This is a genomic window from Nocardiopsis sediminis (assembly GCF_042650565.1).
Classification (GTDB): domain Bacteria; phylum Actinomycetota; class Actinomycetes; order Streptosporangiales; family Streptosporangiaceae; genus Nocardiopsis_B; species Nocardiopsis_B sediminis.
On record NZ_JBHSBH010000012.1, the window covers coordinates 431,792 to 447,837 of the forward strand.

Sequence of the window (16,046 nt, forward strand, 5' to 3'; positions counted from 1 at the left end):
GGATCGTTGGGCTGTGGAGGTGCTGCATGGGCACCGAGTCTAGCCGCGAAAGGATTCAGTGAATCTCACTCATTGACTTGAAGAAGATGAGATTCACTTCTACTCTAGGTGTGCGGTCGCCACCGTAGCCAGCGCCTGCCGCCCTTGTCCTTGGAACCTCTGAACGGACCGACCCGCGGGCGCCGCATCTCCCCCCAGTACGCCCCGACGCCCTCACCACGTATCGGAGGAGTCCATATGTCCGTTCAGGCTGCCCTCTCGTCGCTACCTTCCGTGACTATCCCACTCGGTCTCGTCGTCCCGTGGCAGAAAGAGCACTACTTCGCCCCGCAGGCCGACCCGCCTCGCTTCACCCGGCGTGCCTTCGACTTCCGGGGTGATCTCGTGCTGATGCCCCTCGTCCACGCGTTTCTCCGGTCGTGCGCGGCCGACCGGGACGATGACTACCGCTACGTCTTCGACCTGCTGGGGACGGAACTCGCGGTCAACGCCATCCGGCATTCGCGCTCCGGCGGGCCGGGCGGCACATACACGCTCCGGGTCGACCGCTCCACGGAGGGCCTGAAGCTCACCTGCCGCGACGACGGAGTCGAGGACGGCTCCATTCCGCCTTCCAGGGAGCTCGACCACCTGTCGGCCCCGTCTCCGGACGCCTGCCTGTTCGCCGAAAGCCGCCGCGGACTGGGGCTCGTGGACGCCCTCGCCACCTCGTGGGGCGACAACGGTCGGCCCGGCTACCGGCACGTGTGGTTCTTCCTCGCCTACGACCTCGCCGACAGCGCTTGGCCCGGCCTCTGACAGACCTGCGTCTCCGACGCTCCTGACCCGGCCGGACGGCACCGGGAAGCGGACGGCCGGGGCGGTGTCCACTCACCGCCCCGGCCGACGATCCCGTAGCCAACAACCAAGAAAGAGCTGGAATCGATGCCTCACGCTAGTCCTTCTCCCACGCCCCTCGCAGGCGGAGTCCATGAATTCGCAGGGGCCGCCTGCCGACACTGCTCCCACTGGAGCTGCCGGGATGTGCGCGCCGCCCGCCAGCCGCTCGTCGGCGGGCAGCGCGCCGAATTCGCCGTGGAGCACAGGAAGGCCGCGGCGCTCCGCCGCCGCTACCCGGGTCTCGTCGTCTGGTTCGGCGAAGCCACCCACTCCTACTGGGCGGCGACGGCCGATGGCCTGGTCGAAAGCGCCGACATCCGCACCCTGCCGGCCATGGTCCGGCTGAGTTCCCCGGCTGACGAGCCGATGCGCTCGGCCCAGCGCCGCGCTTCCGTCGTTCAGCGCGATCGCGTCCAGCCCGCAGACCGGCCGCGGCCCGCGCGCGTCCGCCCGTGGTCGGGGCGACGCCTCAGAGTCGTCGGCGCCGCCGACCGGGGGAGCCCGCGCGAGTGGCGCCGAAAAGATGTCGTCATCGGGTGATACGGTCGCTACCGTTTGCAATACCCCCAAATGTCGACGTCAACGAGGATCCCCCATGCGCCGTGAAATGCCCGGCGAGGTGAAAACCGTCCGGGTCGTCCTCTTCGTCATGGCCGCGTTCTACGGCGTCACCGTCGTCATGAACTTCTGGCCGATCGACCCCGCCGTGCACGCCGAACTGGTGTTGACCTGCTGGCCCGGGGTGTTCTGCCTCGCCTTCGGGCTGCGGATCCCCAAGGGCGGGCGGGTGCTCATGTGGTCGATCCTCGTCCTGCTCGTGATCCGCAGCCTCTGGTCCGTCGGGGTCTTCCTCGGCGGCAGTCTGGCCGGCATCACCCAGCTGATCCTGCCCGTCATCGCCCTCGTGTACCTCCTGCGCGCCCCTTCCCGCGCCTACTTCAGCACCCCGGTCGGGTAACCACACGCTTTCCCCCCGCCTCCCCCCTCTCACGTGTTGGCCGCCAAGGCCGGTGATACGTTGCTGCGCAAAATCCACGACCCCGAACGCGGCGCCAACTTCGTCGAATACGGCGCAGTCATTCTCCTGGTGGCCGCCATCGCCTCCGTCGTCCTGAGCGCCGGAATCCCTGGCCGCGTCACGGGGCTCATCGACAACGCGCTCAACTCGGTCGACGGCGAGGGCGAACCGGAACAACAGGCGGACGGCGACGACGCACCCGGCGATGGCGCTGACGTGCCCGGCGCCCCCGACGCTCCGTCTGCGGACGGGGACACCGACGCCGACGACCAGGGCCCAGGGTTCGACACCGCTGACAACCCCAACCCGGGCGACGCGCAGACGGGGCCGGCGTTCACCGACACCGGCGACGGCACCGAGCCGCGTATCTACTACGCGGGGTACGGCGGCAGTTTCGGCGACTCCTTCATGGACGGCGCCCGCGAGTCGTGGGAGGAAACGCAACAGGAGTGGGGGGACTTCACCGACTCCCCGGGCGGATACCTCCGTGACCAGGCGGTGGAGGCGGGCCAGGCGGTCGACGGCGCCGTCGACTACGTCAATCAGCGACGCGACGAGATCGCCGAAGCCACCAACGAACGCTTCTCCACGCGGTGGGACAACGGACGCTATGGCGCTGCTCTCGGCGGGTGGGTGGGCGACGCCTTCGCCGACACCCTGTGGCGCGACCCGATCTCGGTGGGCGGCGCCTACCGGGGGTTCCGCGACTCCTACTTCGATGACGTTGCCATGCAGGCCCTGGACGAGGGCGACCGCGGTGCCGCCCACGGCCGTGCGGCGTGGAACCTCTTCGGCAACCTCATCAACCCCATCGACCGGTTGCGCGGCCTCACCCCGGACGGCCACCGCGGCGGCCAGGACGATCAACAGGACTCCTCCGGGCAGGAACAGGCCTCGGGCCAGAACCGCAACGAGGACGAGGAGAACAATGAGGACGACGATCAGCAGGACGGCGCGTCGTGCCCGCCGGGCAACAGCTTCGTGCCGGGCACCCCGGTCCTGCTGGCCGACGGCTCCACCCTGCCCATCCAAGACGTGGACGTCGGCGACGAGGTCTTGGCCCTCGACCCACTGACGGGCGAGGAAGGCCCCCGCGAGGTCACCGACACCATCACGGGCGCGGGGGAGAAGACCCTCGTCACGATCGGCATCGACGCGGGCGATGGAACAACGGACAAGATCACCGCCACCGACCAACACCCGTTCTGGGTCTCGGAGACGGCCGAGTGGACCGACGCCATCGACCTAGAGCCGGGCACTTGGCTCCGCAGCTCCACCGGCACATGGGTCAAGGTCACTGCCATTGGCGTCGACACGGCCGAAGACCAGCGAGTCCACAATCTCACTGTCGAGGATCTTCACACCTACTATGCAGTAGTCGGAGGGACGGAGGTCCTCAGCCACAACGATAACCGCGGATGCGGCGATCTCGGTGAGGACTGGGAGCCCAGAGATCCGAACGAAATTTGTGGAAGCAGTGGCTGCGAAGACGTCGCCGTCGATATCCAGCAGGCGATCGGAGGGGACAGGTACCGGATCACGGACTCCCTGGGTGCCCCATATCTTGGCCAATATCGAAATAATGATACGGGGTGGGGGCACCACGACGTCGTCATCAAGGATGGCAGAGTCTACGATGCCTTCAGTGGGAGGACTGGGGTTCCTCTCGATGAATATCGCGACCTATGGCAATACGGCGAAGATCTCGAATTCACTAAGCTTCCAGAGTAGCTAGAGGAAACATGGATTACGTCAGACTGATTCACGATATCCAGAGGCGACCTGGAAGCTATGGGCTGTCCGGTGGCTATCGGGAGTATGTTGCCTTCATCATGGGGTGTGATGCAGGGAATGAGTGGGGGCTTCTGGCGGGGTTTCCACAGTGGCTGGCATTGAAGCATGGCTTCGAAGCGAATCTTGCTTGGCCGGAGATGATTTCGCAAATTTCCGGACGCGATGAGGGTGGGGGTGAATCGGAGACTTTGTTTCAAAATTTAAGATCGTTTCTCGATGAAAAAAAGGGTCCGCATTTTTCCTCGATCATAATATCTAATTATCTCGAAGAGAAAATGAAGAAACGGGGTGGTCGTTGACGCCCGTGCGAAATTAGCGCCGGTATGCGCGTCGACCAGGCACGCTCCTGCCACCGGCGGCGTTCCGCCGGTGGCAGGAGCGTGGTGCCTACTCCTCAGGTCGGAGGACGATTACTTCCTCCGTGTTCTCGTCGACCGCCTCTCGGGTGTAGTGGAGGGGGAAGTACTCACCGTTCCGCCACAGCGGGACGAGGTCGTCGTAGTGGGGGCTGCGGGGGTCGCCCGACTGGCCTGGGGTGTTGATCGCTTGGGAGTTGTCCCAGTCGCCGACGTCGAGGACCATCTTGAACGAGGCGCCCGAGACCTGGGCGAAGCGGAGGGGGTCGGTGCTGGTGGGGGTGTAGGACGAGGCGTCCACGGTGTTCGCCGTTCCGCCCCGCTCGAAGGGGCCCACCGAGTAGCGGCTCAGCGGGTGGTTGAACGTCGTGCTTTGCAGGTTGCCCCAGCGCCACTGTGCGGGGTCTTCGCCTCCCCAATCGCGGGCGAGCTGGTCATAGGCGTCGCCCAGCGATTCCAGCAGGATCCGGTCGCGGGCGGCCTCGGGGTCCTCCTCGTCCAGCCACTCGTCCGGGTTCCAGAGCGCGTCCGTCAGCGCCGGCGGATGCAGCGGGTAGGGCAGGATTTCGGCGAGCTCAGGGGACACCGCCCGGAAGAACTGCGGCCCCAGGTAGAGCGTGAACCAGGTCTCGTACAGCGCCGCCCCCGCGGAGTCGGCGCCGGCCTCACGGTCCCATGCCCGCAGCAGTTCCAGGCCCTCCGCCGCGGACCCCTCGCCTTCAAGCCCCTCCAGCAGCGGGAGGAGCTGATCCGTCGACACGTCGACCTTGTCGCTTTGCAGCGCCGTCGAGGTGGCCAGTGAGGAATCGTCGTCGTCGGCCAGCACATCGGAGATCCGCTCGTGCCGGTAGGGGGCCGGCCACTCGTAGCCCACCCGCACCGGGCTGTCCTCGGGCATGTTGTACTCGTTGGCCGTTGCGACGAACCCCCGCTCCGGGTTGTGCTGCGACGGCAGCGTCGAGCCGTCGAGGAAGCCGTCCCACTCGTAGCGCCCGTCGCCGGGCACGGGCAGCAAACCGTCGTAGCCCTCCCCCGACCGCTCGGGGATCAGCGCGCCCGGAGACCAGCCGATGTCCCCCTCGGTGTCCGCGTAGGTGAAATTCAGCGGAGGCCCGCCCCACTGGCTCATGACCTCGCGGAACCCCTCGAAGTCCGTCACCTCCATCATCTTCATCCCGCCGAAGTAGGCGGCGGTCCCCGGCTCCGACCAGGTGCTGCGAACCGCGAACGCGAGCCCGCTGTCCTCGTCCGTCCGGATCACCGGCCCGTGCCGGGTGTACGCCAGTTCCACGGTCCGCGGGTCCTCGCCCGCGACCGGGACCTCCTCGGTGATGGTGGTCATCTCCTCCCAGCCGTCGCCGTAGCGGTACCGGGAGGGGTCGTCGGGGTCGAGTTCGTAGACGTACAGGTCCTGCTGGTCCGCGCCGAAGATCGTGAGGCCGAACGCCGCCGTCCCGTTGTGCCCCATGGACACACCGGGCAGCGTCGGCTCGCCCGCCCCGATCACGTCCATCTCCGGTGAGGAGAGGTGCACGATGCTGCGCAGCGAGGGGGCGTTCAGCGCGCGGTGCGGGTCGCCGGCGAGGATCGGCCGCCCCGTCGAGGTGCGCTCGGGTGAGACCGCCCAGCTGTTGCTGCCCTCGGCCAAGGGCCCGGAGTAGGCGACGCCGCCGACGGACCCGGTACCGGCCGGGGCGTTGAAGTTGACCCCTGTGGTGGCCAGGTAGTAGACGCTGAGGACATCGGCGGGAACGGAGCAGGGGTCCAGCCCTTCGGGCACCGACACCTCGTGCTCGGGTGAGAGCCGGATCCGCAGCCGGTCCACGTCGATCCCGGCCTCGCAGGCGACCCGCGCGCGCTGCACCTCGCTGCTCACGTTCGCGATGAGGCCGTTGGAGCGGATCCGCACCACGTCCTCGGGCTCCCAGTAGCCCGGCTCGTACCCCAGCTCCTCGAATTCCGGGGGAAGCCCGCCGGGCTGGTCGTCCAGCCAGTCGATGTAGGCGTTGATGCCCGCGGTGAACCGCTCGGCGGCCGAACGCGCGTCCGGGCCGTAGCTCGCCCACTCCGCCTCCATGTCGCCGCGGTAGAGGAAGAGCCGCGTCGCACGGTCCTGGTCCACGAACCGGGGACCGAGCACCTCGGACAGCTCCCCGAGGCCGCGGCGGCGCTGGAGGTCGATCTGGAAAAGGCGGTCCCGGGCGACGTTCACACCCTGGGCGAAGAAGAGGTCGTCGTTGTCGTCCGCATAGATGTGCGGGACCCCGGAGGTGTCGACGGAGATCTCGACCTCTCCGTTCAGCCCCGGTAGTACGACGTCCTGGCTTGCGGGGTCGGCCGATGCGGGCGTGCCCGGCGTGACGAGAAGGGGGGCGCTGACGATTCCTGCGGTGATGAGGGCTCCGGCGACGATCCGGCGTTTCCGCATTCTGCTCCTCGGTGTCACGGGGAGTGGACGGCGAGTGTAACCGGCACCCCACGGCCTCGGAACCCCTTGCCCACAAGGGGAAGCGGACCCAGATGCCGGACGCCCGACCCCCCGGGTCGGGGGACGGGCGTCCGGGTGTCCGGGCCCGGGATCACGGAGCCGGATGTCGGTGGTCGGGTCTGACCATGGCCTCAGCTTGCGCCGCGGGCCGGGGCGCAGGTACCCGTAGTCGCCCCCACCTCCACCCCGAGTGGCCGCGAGGGCCGGGCGAAGCTACTGGTCGGCCCGCATGCCCCGGCGCAGCGAGAAGACCATGTCGTCGTTCATCTTCCGGGTGATGTCGGTGTGGGCGACGACCGAGGCCCCGTGGAACGTCCCCGAGTACTGGACGAGCTCCGTGGGCACCCCGGCGTGCGACAGCCGCTGCGCATAGCCGATCCCCTCGTCGCGCAGCGGATCGTACTGGGCGACCACGACCAGTGCCGGAGGCAGCCCGGTCAGGTCCTCGGCCCGCATGGGTGCGGCGTAGGGGGGCACGTCCGGCCCGCCCGGCTCGGGCCCGCCGGTGAGGTAGTACCGCCACATGGCCCTGGTGTTGCGCCCGTTCCACCCCGGGGTGTCGGCGTAGTCCCGCACCGACGGCGTCGTCATCCGGTCATCCAGGACGGGGACGTCCAGGAACTGGAAGCACACCGGCGGCCCGCCGCGGTCGCGGGTGAGCAGGCAGACCGCCGCGGAGAGGTTGCCGCCGGCGCTGTCCCCGCCGACCGCGATCCGCCCGGTGTCGACGCCGAGCTCGCCCGCCGCCCCGTGCAGCCACCGCAGCGAGGCGTGGACGTCCTCCAGCGCACCCGGGAACGGCGTCGCGGGGGAGATCCGGTAGTCGACCGACACCACGACCGCGTCGACCCGGTCGGCGATCTCGGTGCACCGGGCGTCGAAGACGACCATGTCGGAGGTGACGAACCCGCCGCCGTGCATGTACAGCAGAGCGGGTCTGGGCGGGCGCGGCGCGGTCGGCGCGTAGACGCGCACCCGGACCGGCGGCGCGTCCGGTGGGCCGGGGATCTCGCGGTCGGCGATGTCCACGGCCTGGGTCGGCGTGTAGCGGGGGAGCTTGGCGTGGAACTCCGCCTCCTCTTCGGGGCTGAGCGTGATCACGCGGTCGACGACGTCGGCCAGCTCGACATCGGGGATCAGCGCCGCCCAGGGGGCGAGTTCGGGATCGATGTTGTAGCGCATGGGCCCATGCTTGCCGCCGGGACGGCCCCCGGTCATCCGCCGGACGGGCGCCGTCGGGGCGCTCCCGCGGCCGGACGGCGCGCCCGGCGACCGGTGGTCCCGCTGCGCCCGCGCCCCGTCGCCCCCGCGCCCCGTCGCCCCCGCGCCCGGCTCCGGACGGTCCCGGGACCACGGCACTACCGGTCGCCGGCCGATGCCCTCGCCCGACCCCAGAACACGGGGAAACGCCCCCTAACTCCGATCCCGGGTCTGGTCCCGCCCGCCCCCGCTCGCCTAGCTTCGACCTCGCCGGGCCAACGACGACCCGGCCGGAGTCATCCGACCCCGCCTGTGCCGAACAGCGAGAAGACGGGAACGACGGTGAAAGGCATCATCCTCGCCGGAGGCTCGGGGACACGGCTCCACCCGGTGACCCTGACCGTCTCCAAACAGCTCCTGCCGGTCCATGACAAGCCGATGGTCTACTACCCGCTGTCGGTCCTCATGCTCGCCGACGTCCGGGACGTCCTGATCATCTGCGCGCCGGAGTCCGTGGACCAGTTCCGGCGCCTGCTCGGCGACGGCTCCCGCTACGGGATCAGCATCGACTACGCGGTGCAGCCCAGCCCCAACGGCCTGCCCGAGGCGTTCATCATCGGGGCCGGGCACATCGGGGACGACTCCAGCGCCCTGGTGCTCGGCGACAACATCTTCCACGGCAACGCGTTCTCCGCGGTCATGGAGGAGCACAGCGGCGACGTCGACGGCTGCGTGCTGTTCGGCTACCCGGTCGGCGACCCGCAGCGCTACGGCGTCGGCGAGGTCGACGCCGCGGGCCGCCTCGTCTCGATCGAGGAGAAGCCCGCCGAGCCGAAGTCCAACCTCGCCATCACCGGCCTGTACTTCTACGACAACGAGGTCGTGGACATCGCGAAGAACCTGCGCCCCTCCGCGCGCGGGGAGCTGGAGATCTCCGACCTCAACCGGGTCTACATGGAGCGGGGCAAGGCCAAGCTGGTCAACCTGGGCCGCGGCTTCGCCTGGCTGGACACCGGCACCCACGAGTCGCTGGCGCAGGCCGGCCAGTACGTGCGGACGGTCGAGGAGCGGCAGGGTGTAGGCATCGCCGTCCTCGAAGAGGTGGCGCTGCGCAAGGGGTTCATCGACGCCGACGCCTGCTACCGGCGGGGCGAGGAGCTGGCGAAGTCCCGCTACGGGCGCTACGTGATGCGCGTGGCGGAGGAATTCCGACGTTGAGCTGAGCTGAAGGGCAGGACCACCGTGGCCGAGCGCATCCTCGTGACAGGCGGGGCGGGCTTCATCGGATCGAACTATGTGCGCCGGGTGCTGGAGGGGCGCTACCCGGAGCAGAAGGGCGCCCACGTCACCGTCCTCGACAAGCTCACCTACGCGGGCAACCCGGGCAACCTCGCCGACGTGGCCGACGACCCCCGGCTGGACTTCACGCGGGGCGACATCGTCGACCGGGGGCTGGTGGCGTCCCTGTTGGACGGGGTCGACCTGGTGGTGCACTTCGCCGCGGAGTCGCACGTGGACCGGTCGATCAGCGGTTCCGCCGAGTTCATCACCACCAACGTCGTGGGCACCCACACCCTGCTCCAGTGCGCCCTCGAAGCCGGGGTCGGCCGGTTCGTGCACGTGTCGACCGACGAGGTCTACGGCTCGATCGCGGAGGGGTCGTGGTCGGAGACGTGCCCGCTGGAACCCAACTCGCCGTACTCCGCCTCCAAGGCGTCCTCGGACCTCATCGCGCGCGCCTACCACCGGACCCACGGACTCGACGTGCGCATCACGCGCTGCTCCAACAACTACGGCCCGCGCCAGCACCCCGAGAAGTTCATCCCCAAGGCCGTCACCAACCTCGCGCGCGGCGTCCCCGTGCCGCTGTACGGCGAAGGGGTCAACGTGCGGGACTGGCTGCACGTCGACGACCACTGCCGGGCCATCGCCCTGGTGGCGGCGGAGGGCCGCCCCGGGGAGGTCTACAACATCGGCGGCGGTACGGAGCTGACCAACCGCGAGCTGACCGGCCGGCTGCTGGACATCATGGGGGCGGACTGGTCGGCGGTGCAGCGCGTCGCGGACCGGCCGGGACACGACCTCCGGTACTCGGTGGACCACTCCAAGGTCACCCGGGAGCTGGGCTACCGCCCCGAGGTCCCTCTCGACGAGGGGCTGGCCGGGACCGTGCGCTGGTACCTCGACAACCCGGACTGGTGGGAGCTCGCGGCGCAGCGGGCGTGAGCACGGGGATGGGGCACGCGCCTACACAGAGGAAAGAACACGGGGAACGGCTTCGGCCCCGCCCGGCCGGGCGGGGCCGAAGCCGTCACGCCGCTGGATTCACCAACCGGCCTTGATCGTCTCGGCGATGTATCCGCGCTGCTCGTCGGTCACCCACGAGCCGACGGGGATGCCGACGATGCGCGGGGCCACCCGGTCCAGTCCGGGCAGGATCGTGCGGAACTCCCGCACGGCCGTGTGGACGTCGTTGCGCGCGTGGATGTTGCCGGTCATGATCCCGGCCTCGTCCATGCGCTTCATGAACCCCTCGCGGTCGTCCACCTTCATCGGGTACACCCAGAACGACGAATCGTGGCCGGGCGCCCGCTCGGTGAGCTCGACCCCGGGGACGCCCGCCAGCTCCCGGTCGAAGAACGCCGCATTGTCCTTGTGGCGCGCCACGACACCGTCGGCCGGGCCCAGGTTCGCCAGGCCGATCGCCGCGTTGATGTCGGTCATGTGGAACTTGTAGCCCCACTCCGTCACATCGGGCGGGTTGCGCAGCCGGTCGGCCGTGCGGTCGATCCCGAACCAGCGCAGCCGCCGGGCCCGCCGGTGCAGCTCGTCGGTGGGCAGGACGAGCGCGCCGCCGTCGCCGGCGGTCAGGTGCTTGATGGCCTGGAAGCTGAACACGCACGTGTTGCCGTGGGAGCCGATCGGGGCGCCGCGGTAGGCGGCGCCCCAGGCGTGCGCACAGTCCTCGATCACCGCGGGCCGGATCCCGAACCGCTCCTCGGCCTGGTCGACGATCTCCCGCAGCCGGTCGAGGTCGACCGGGTAGCCGGCGAAGTGCACCACCACGATCGCCCGCGTGTGGGGCGTGATCTTGCGGGCGACGTCGTCGAGGTCCACGTTGAGCGTGGCCGGGTCGATGTCCACCCACTTGAGGCGCAGCCGGTTGGCCAGGATCGTCCAGTTGGTCGCCTCCATGGTCAGCGGGGTGGTCAGCACCTCCCCCCGGCCGTCGTCGTCGGCACCGGCGAGCAGGTGCAGCGCCAGGTGGAGCCCCGAGGTGGCGCTGTTGACCGTGGCGACGCGGTCATTGCCGATCTTCGCCGCGATCCCCACCTCGAACTCCTCGACCTTGGCCCCCTGCCCGATGCTGCCGCTGGAGAGGACCTCGGCGGCGCGCTCGGGCGCGTCCTTGGCCATGGCGACCCGGAACATCGGGATCGTCATCGCGCCCCCTCCTCGGACTTGGCGAGGGCATCGTAGACCTCGCGGCACGCGGCGTAGCCGGGCAGCAGCCCCCGTTCGCGGGCCTCGCGGAAGGACGGCGCGGCCCGGTCCTTGTCCGAGAGCAGGAGCTCGTGGCCCTCCGGCCAGGGCAGGTCCAGCTCCGGGTCGGTGGCGTTGATGATGAACTCCGCCCCCGGGTTCCACGGGGCCGAGCACAGGTAGACGACGGTCGCCTCATCGGTGAGCGGGGAGAACCCGTGCGCCATGCCCTCGGGGAGGTAGAGGGCGTGGCGGTTCTCGGCGCTCAGCGTCACCGCCTGGTGCCGGCCGAAGGTCGGCGACCCCACCCGGATGTCGAGCGCGATGTCGGTGACGGCCCCCTGGACGCACATGACGTAGCGCGCCTGCCCCGGCAGCGCCACGGCGTGCATGCCGCGGATGGTGCCGCGCTTCGACAGGGAACAGTTCACCTGGGCGACGGAGAGCTTATGACCGAAATTCTCCTGGAACGCCCGCTGGCTGAACGTCTCCAGGAAATACCCGCGGTCATCGGGGATGATTTTCGGTGTGACGAGGAAATTGTCGACGAGATCGATCTCGGAAATATTCATTCGCGTCATTTCCATGTGCGGAGCGGTGCGATGCAGTTCAGTGCAGAGCGGACTAGCCGGTGGTGACGGAATTCGGGTCGCCCTCGCGGAAGCGGTGGATCGCATCGACGTGGCGGGCGCGCAGCTCCGGGTCGTCGACCCCCAGGCCGGGCCGCGGGGCCAGGCCGAGGACCCCGACCTTGCCGCTGTGCGCGTTCCCGTGCACCCGGCGCGTGGCCAGCCCGACGTCGTCGAGCCCGTACACAGCGGACAGCGTGGGGTGGATCGTCCCGTCGGCGATGAGCCGGTTTGCCTCCCACGCCTCCCGGTAGTTCGCGAAGTGCGTGCCGACGATCCGCTTCAGCCCCATCCACAGGTAGCGGTTGTCGTAGTGGTGCTGATAGCCGGAGGTGGAGGCGCAGGTCACGATGGTGCCGCCGCGCCGTGCGACGTAGACGCTGGCGCCCATCGTCTCCCGGCCCGGGTGCTCGAACACCACATCGGGGTCGCGGCCGCCGGTCAGCTCGCGGATCCGCGCCCCGAAGCGCCGCCACTCCTTGGGGTCGGGGGTCTCGGGGTCCTTCCAGAACCGGTAGTCCTCCGCGGCCCGGTCGATGACCAGCTCGGCGCCCTGTGAGCGGACCAGTTCCGCCTTGCGCCCGCTGGAGACGACGCACACCGGGGTCGCGCCCGCGCGCAGCGCGATCTGGGTCGCATACGAGCCCAGGCCGCCCGCGGCGCCCCAGATGAGCACCACGTCGCCGAGCTTGATCCGCGCCCCGTTGCGCGAGACGAGCTGGCGGTAGGCCGTGGAGTTCACCAGGCCCGAGGCCGCCGACTCCTCCCATGTCAGGTGGGCCGGCTTGGGCATGAGCTGGTTGGACTTCACCAGGCTGAGCTGGGCGAGCCCGCCGTAGTTGGTCTCGTAGCCCCAGATGCGCTGGTCCGGGTCGAGCATGCTGTCGTCATGGCCGTCGGCAGAGGAGAGCTCAACGGACAGGCAGTGCGCCACGACCTTGTCGCCGGCCCGCCACCGCCCGGCGCCCGGCCCGGTCTTCAGCACGACGCCCGACAGGTCCGAGCCGAGCACGTGGAACGGCTGGTCGTGGATCCCCGCTGAGTCGACCGACTTCGCGTAGCGCTTCAGGAACCCGAACGTGGGGGCGGGTTCGAAGATGGAGCTCCACACGGTGTTGTAGTTGATGCTGCTCGCCATGACCGCGACCAGCGCCTCGCCGGGGCCGGGCTCGGGCGTGGGGACATCCCGCAGGGACAGCGCCTTCGCGGGATCGCGGTGCTTGACCGGGATGCCGGTGAACATGTCGGCGTCGTCCTCGTGGACGACCGCCCCCCGGTAGCTCTCGGGGACGGGGATCCGGTCAAGCTGCTCCGCTGTGAATTCCTCTGACAGTAGGACGTCTGCGATTTCCTTCATTGATTTTCCTCAGAGGGAGATCGGTGATTTCCGTCATGGGTGCACGCTGCCGAACCGGTCATGATCGGAGAGAGGCGGTCCCGGTGGCCGCGGAGAATTCCGTGCAGCGGCCGTTTCCGTTGCAGGGATCGTTGGAATGGGGCCGTGAATGCACAGCAACACTATTTTTCGGGGCAGGCCCCACCAACCCCTACGGTTCCCCTACTCGCTCCTTGATCCGTATCCGCCCCCTTTTCCCGGCAGGGGTGGTGGCGGCCCGACGGGCGACCCCGGAACGGCCCGGCGGCCGGGACCGCGTTCGGTCCCGGCCGCCGGGGAGAGGGGGAGGGCGGGCCGCCCGGCGGGCGGCGGTTCAGGCCGTGCCGAGCTCGTCGTCCAGGGCGGCGAAGAGCTCGTCGTCGGAGAGGCCGTCGACGTCCTGCCCCGCGTCATCGGCACCGGCGCCATCGCCGGCCTGGCCGTTCACCGCCTCGGCGGCGTTGAGCAGCGCCCGGAACCGGTCGCCGAGCCGCGCCCGCTCACCGGCCGACAGGGTCTGCTCCCGCAGCAGCACCTCCACCTCGCCGAGCCGGTCGAGGATCGACGCCGCCGACCCCGCGCCCCGCGGAGCCAGCCGCTCCAGCATGAACCGGGCGAGCGCGTTGGGCGTGGGGTGGTCGAAGACCAGCGTCGCCGGCAGCTTCACCCCGGTGGCCTGCCGGAGCCGGTTGCGCAGCTCCACCGCCGTCAGCGAGTCGAAGCCGAGCTCGTTGAACGCCCGGTCCGGCCGCACCGGGTCGTCGGAGTCGTGGCCGAGCACCCCCGCCGCCGCCGACCGCACCAGCGCGACCACCGTGCGCTCCTGCTCGGCCGGCGACAGGTCCGCCAGCCGCTTCGCGAACGCCGCGCTGTCGGGCTCCCCGCTGTCACCGGGACCGGAGGCCCCGGCCGGCTCGCTGAGCGCCTGGGCGAACTCGGGGATGGACCCCATCAGCGGGCGCGGCCGGGACAGGCCGAAGGCCGGGGCGAACCGCTCCCAGTCGATGTCGGTCACCACCAGGCTGTGGTCGCCCCGCCCCAGCGCCCGCCCGATCGCGCTCGCCGCGGCGCCGGGCTCCATGGGCCGCATCCCGAACCGGCCCATGTGCGCCTGGACGGACGCGTCCATCATGCCGCCGCCGCCCCAGCCGCCCCAGGCGATCGAGGAGCCCGCGAGCCCGCGGGCCCGGCGCCGCTGCGCCAGCCCGTCGAGGAACGCGTTGGCCGCGGCGTAGGGGGCCTGCCCGCCGGAGCCCCACACGGCGGACACCGAGGAGAACATCACGAAGGCGTCCAGCGGCCGGTCGTCGCCCAGCAGCTCGTCCAGGTTGATCGCGCCGGCGACCTTGGCCCGGCCGAAGCCCGCGAAGTCGCCGGGGGAGGTGTCGGGCACCAGCACGTCGTCGTGCCCCACCCCGGCCGCGTGCATCACCGCCGTCAGCGGGGGCCCGTCGGACAGCGCGTCCAGGAGGGTGCGGAGCGCCTCGCGGTCGGTGACGTCGCACGCGGCGACCTCCACCGCCGCGCCCAGGGCCGCCAGCTCTGCGGTCAGCTCCCCGACGCCCGGGGCGGCGTCGCCGCGGCGGCTCACGAGCACCAGGCGCTCGGCGCCCTCACGGGCGAGCCAGCGTGCGACGTTGGCCCCGACGCCGCTCGTCCCTCCGGTGACCAGCACCGTCCCGCGCGGCGTCCACGTCCGCTGCTCGGGGTCGGCCGGGCCGCCGCCGACGGCGGCGTGCACAAGGCGCCGGGCGAACAGCGAACCGGACCGGATCGCCACCTGGTCCTCGCCGTCCCCGCCGGTCAGCACGGCGTGGAGCAGGGCGATGTCGTCCGCCTCGGGGCCGGCGGGCACGTCGACCAGCCCGCCCCAGGTCTCCGGGTGGTCGAGCGCCAGCACGGCGCCGAGGCCCCACGCGGCGGTCTGGAAGGGGCGCGACGATTCCACCGTCTCCTCGACGGCCACCGCGCCGGAGGTGGCGACCCACAGGGGGGCGCCGCTCAGCTCGGCGTCGGCCAGCGCCTGGATGAGGGTGATCGTCGCCGCCAGCCCGCGGGAGAGCGTCGGGTGGTCCTCGTGCGGTGCGTCGTCGAGGGGGAGGAGGGACAGGATCCCGGCGACGGCGGGTGCGGTTCCGTCGGGTGCGTCGTCGTTGTCCGTTGCCGGAGGCCTGGCCACGGCGTGCAGGGTGGACGCGAGTTCCGCGCGGTCCTGGCCGCCGACGACGACCGTGTGCACGCGCGCACCCCGGTCCGCGAGCCCGTCGACGATGGCGTTGACGTCGTCCGAGCTCTGGGCGGCGGTGGGGACGGCCACCAGCCATGCTCCGTCGCGCGGGGTGCCGGTGGTGAGGGCGGCGGGGGCGGCCACCTTGCGCCACACCGCCTTGTAGCGCCAGCCGTCGGCCAGCGCGCGCTCACGCTCGCGGTCCCGGAAGGAGGACAGGGCCGGGAGCACGCTCTCCAGGGCCTCCGCGTCCACCTTCAGCCGGGCGGCGAGCGAGGGCGTCCCCTCGGACTCCAGCGCCGTCCAGAACCCGTCGTCCACCGCCGGACCCGAGGCCGGGGCCTTCGTGGTGCTCGTTTCGCTGGGGAGCCAGTAGTGGTGGTGGGTGAAGGGGGTGGTCGGCAGGGGGGTGGGGGTGGCGTTGGTGGGGGCGAAGACCTGTGCCCAGGTGGTGGGGGTGCCGTGGGTGTGGGCGGTGGCGAGGGCTTGGAGGAGGGTGTGGGGTTCGGGTTTGCCGGGCTTCATGGTGGCGGTGACGGTGGCAGTGGTGTCGTCTCCGAGACTGGCCGGGGCCATGGCTGTGAGGGGGGTGTCGGG

Annotated in this window: 13 protein-coding genes; 7 read left to right on the top strand and 6 right to left on the bottom strand. The window is 70.4% G+C overall.

The window, feature by feature from the left end:
• Positions 1 to 273 precede the first annotated feature (273 nt).
• The 5 genes from ACFOVU_RS20050 (at position 274) to ACFOVU_RS20070 (ending at position 3,990) form a co-directional block, all read left to right on the top strand.
• Entirely contained in the window at positions 274 to 798 is a 525-nt protein-coding gene (locus ACFOVU_RS20050) for an ATP-binding protein (RefSeq protein WP_378535867.1), read from the top strand.
• 225 nt (positions 799 to 1,023) lie between these two features.
• Positions 1,024 to 1,419, top strand: a complete 396-nt coding sequence (locus ACFOVU_RS20055) for a hypothetical protein (RefSeq protein WP_378535869.1) — start codon at positions 1,024 to 1,026, stop codon at positions 1,417 to 1,419.
• 55 nt (positions 1,420 to 1,474) lie between these two features.
• Entirely contained in the window at positions 1,475 to 1,837 is a 363-nt protein-coding gene (locus ACFOVU_RS20060; RefSeq protein WP_378535871.1) for a hypothetical protein, read from the top strand.
• Positions 1,838 to 1,873: 36 nt separating this feature from the next.
• On the top strand, positions 1,874 to 3,628 hold the full coding sequence (locus ACFOVU_RS20065) for a polymorphic toxin-type HINT domain-containing protein (RefSeq protein ID WP_378535873.1): 1,755 nt from the start codon (positions 1,874 to 1,876) through the stop codon (positions 3,626 to 3,628).
• 11 nt (positions 3,629 to 3,639) lie between these two features.
• Complete coding sequence (locus tag ACFOVU_RS20070; RefSeq protein ID WP_378535875.1) at positions 3,640 to 3,990, top strand: hypothetical protein; 351 nt, start codon at positions 3,640 to 3,642, stop codon at positions 3,988 to 3,990.
• 88 nt (positions 3,991 to 4,078) lie between these two features.
• On the opposite strand, the gene ACFOVU_RS20075 is transcribed toward ACFOVU_RS20070, so the two are convergent.
• The gene (locus tag ACFOVU_RS20075) at positions 4,079 to 6,475 is read right to left on the bottom strand and encodes a penicillin acylase family protein (RefSeq protein WP_378535877.1); all 2,397 of its coding nucleotides are present in this window, start codon (positions 6,473 to 6,475) and stop codon (positions 4,079 to 4,081) included.
• Between the two features lie 273 nt (positions 6,476 to 6,748).
• Complete coding sequence (locus tag ACFOVU_RS20080) at positions 6,749 to 7,717, bottom strand: alpha/beta hydrolase (RefSeq protein ID WP_378535879.1); 969 nt, start codon at positions 7,715 to 7,717, stop codon at positions 6,749 to 6,751.
• 360 nt (positions 7,718 to 8,077) lie between these two features.
• On the opposite strand from ACFOVU_RS20080, the gene rfbA reads away from it, so the two are divergent.
• Positions 8,078 to 8,953, top strand: coding sequence for a glucose-1-phosphate thymidylyltransferase RfbA (rfbA, locus tag ACFOVU_RS20085; RefSeq protein ID WP_378535881.1), 876 nt, complete (start codon positions 8,078 to 8,080; stop codon positions 8,951 to 8,953).
• Positions 8,954 to 8,977: 24 nt separating this feature from the next.
• Positions 8,978 to 9,961 carry a dTDP-glucose 4,6-dehydratase gene (gene rfbB / locus ACFOVU_RS20090; protein WP_378535883.1) on the top strand — a complete coding sequence of 328 codons (984 nt, stop codon included), beginning with the start codon at positions 8,978 to 8,980 and terminating at the stop codon, positions 9,959 to 9,961.
• Between the two features lie 99 nt (positions 9,962 to 10,060).
• Here rfbB and ACFOVU_RS20095 read toward each other — a convergent pair whose 3' ends face one another.
• The 4 genes from ACFOVU_RS20095 to ACFOVU_RS20110 form a co-directional block, all read right to left on the bottom strand.
• Positions 10,061 to 11,179 (bottom strand): DegT/DnrJ/EryC1/StrS family aminotransferase, encoded by a 1,119-nt coding sequence (locus ACFOVU_RS20095; protein WP_378535885.1) that lies wholly within the window; start codon positions 11,177 to 11,179, stop codon positions 10,061 to 10,063.
• Positions 11,176 to 11,790 (bottom strand): dTDP-4-dehydrorhamnose 3,5-epimerase, encoded by a 615-nt coding sequence (rfbC, locus tag ACFOVU_RS20100; protein WP_378535886.1) that lies wholly within the window; start codon positions 11,788 to 11,790, stop codon positions 11,176 to 11,178. The genes ACFOVU_RS20095 and rfbC overlap by 4 nt, the downstream gene beginning before the upstream one ends.
• A 52-nt stretch (positions 11,791 to 11,842) precedes the next feature.
• Positions 11,843 to 13,204, bottom strand: coding sequence for a crotonyl-CoA carboxylase/reductase (gene ccrA / locus ACFOVU_RS20105; protein WP_378535888.1), 1,362 nt, complete (start codon positions 13,202 to 13,204; stop codon positions 11,843 to 11,845).
• A gap of 352 nt (positions 13,205 to 13,556) precedes the next feature.
• Positions 13,557 to 16,046, bottom strand: a 2,490-nt coding sequence (locus tag ACFOVU_RS20110; protein WP_378535890.1) for an SDR family NAD(P)-dependent oxidoreductase, incomplete at its 5' end; no start/stop codon positions are given.

What these genes read in the sequence shown, in the direction of transcription:
- ccrA (WP_378535888.1), bottom strand. Translation starts at nt 13,204, where the DNA reads ATGAAGGAAATCGCAGACGTCCTACTGTCAGAGGAATTCACAGCGGAG.
- rfbC (WP_378535886.1), bottom strand. Translation starts at nt 11,790, where the DNA reads ATGAATATTTCCGAGATCGATCTCGTCGACAATTTCCTCGTCACACCG.
- ACFOVU_RS20095 (WP_378535885.1), bottom strand. Translation starts at nt 11,179, where the DNA reads ATGACGATCCCGATGTTCCGGGTCGCCATGGCCAAGGACGCGCCCGAG.
- ACFOVU_RS20075 (WP_378535877.1), bottom strand. Translation starts at nt 6,475, where the DNA reads ATGCGGAAACGCCGGATCGTCGCCGGAGCCCTCATCACCGCAGGAATC.
- ACFOVU_RS20070 (WP_378535875.1), top strand. Translation starts at nt 3,640, where the DNA reads ATGGATTACGTCAGACTGATTCACGATATCCAGAGGCGACCTGGAAGC.
- ACFOVU_RS20060 (WP_378535871.1), top strand. Translation starts at nt 1,475, where the DNA reads ATGCGCCGTGAAATGCCCGGCGAGGTGAAAACCGTCCGGGTCGTCCTC.
- ACFOVU_RS20080 (WP_378535879.1), bottom strand. Translation starts at nt 7,717, where the DNA reads ATGCGCTACAACATCGATCCCGAACTCGCCCCCTGGGCGGCGCTGATC.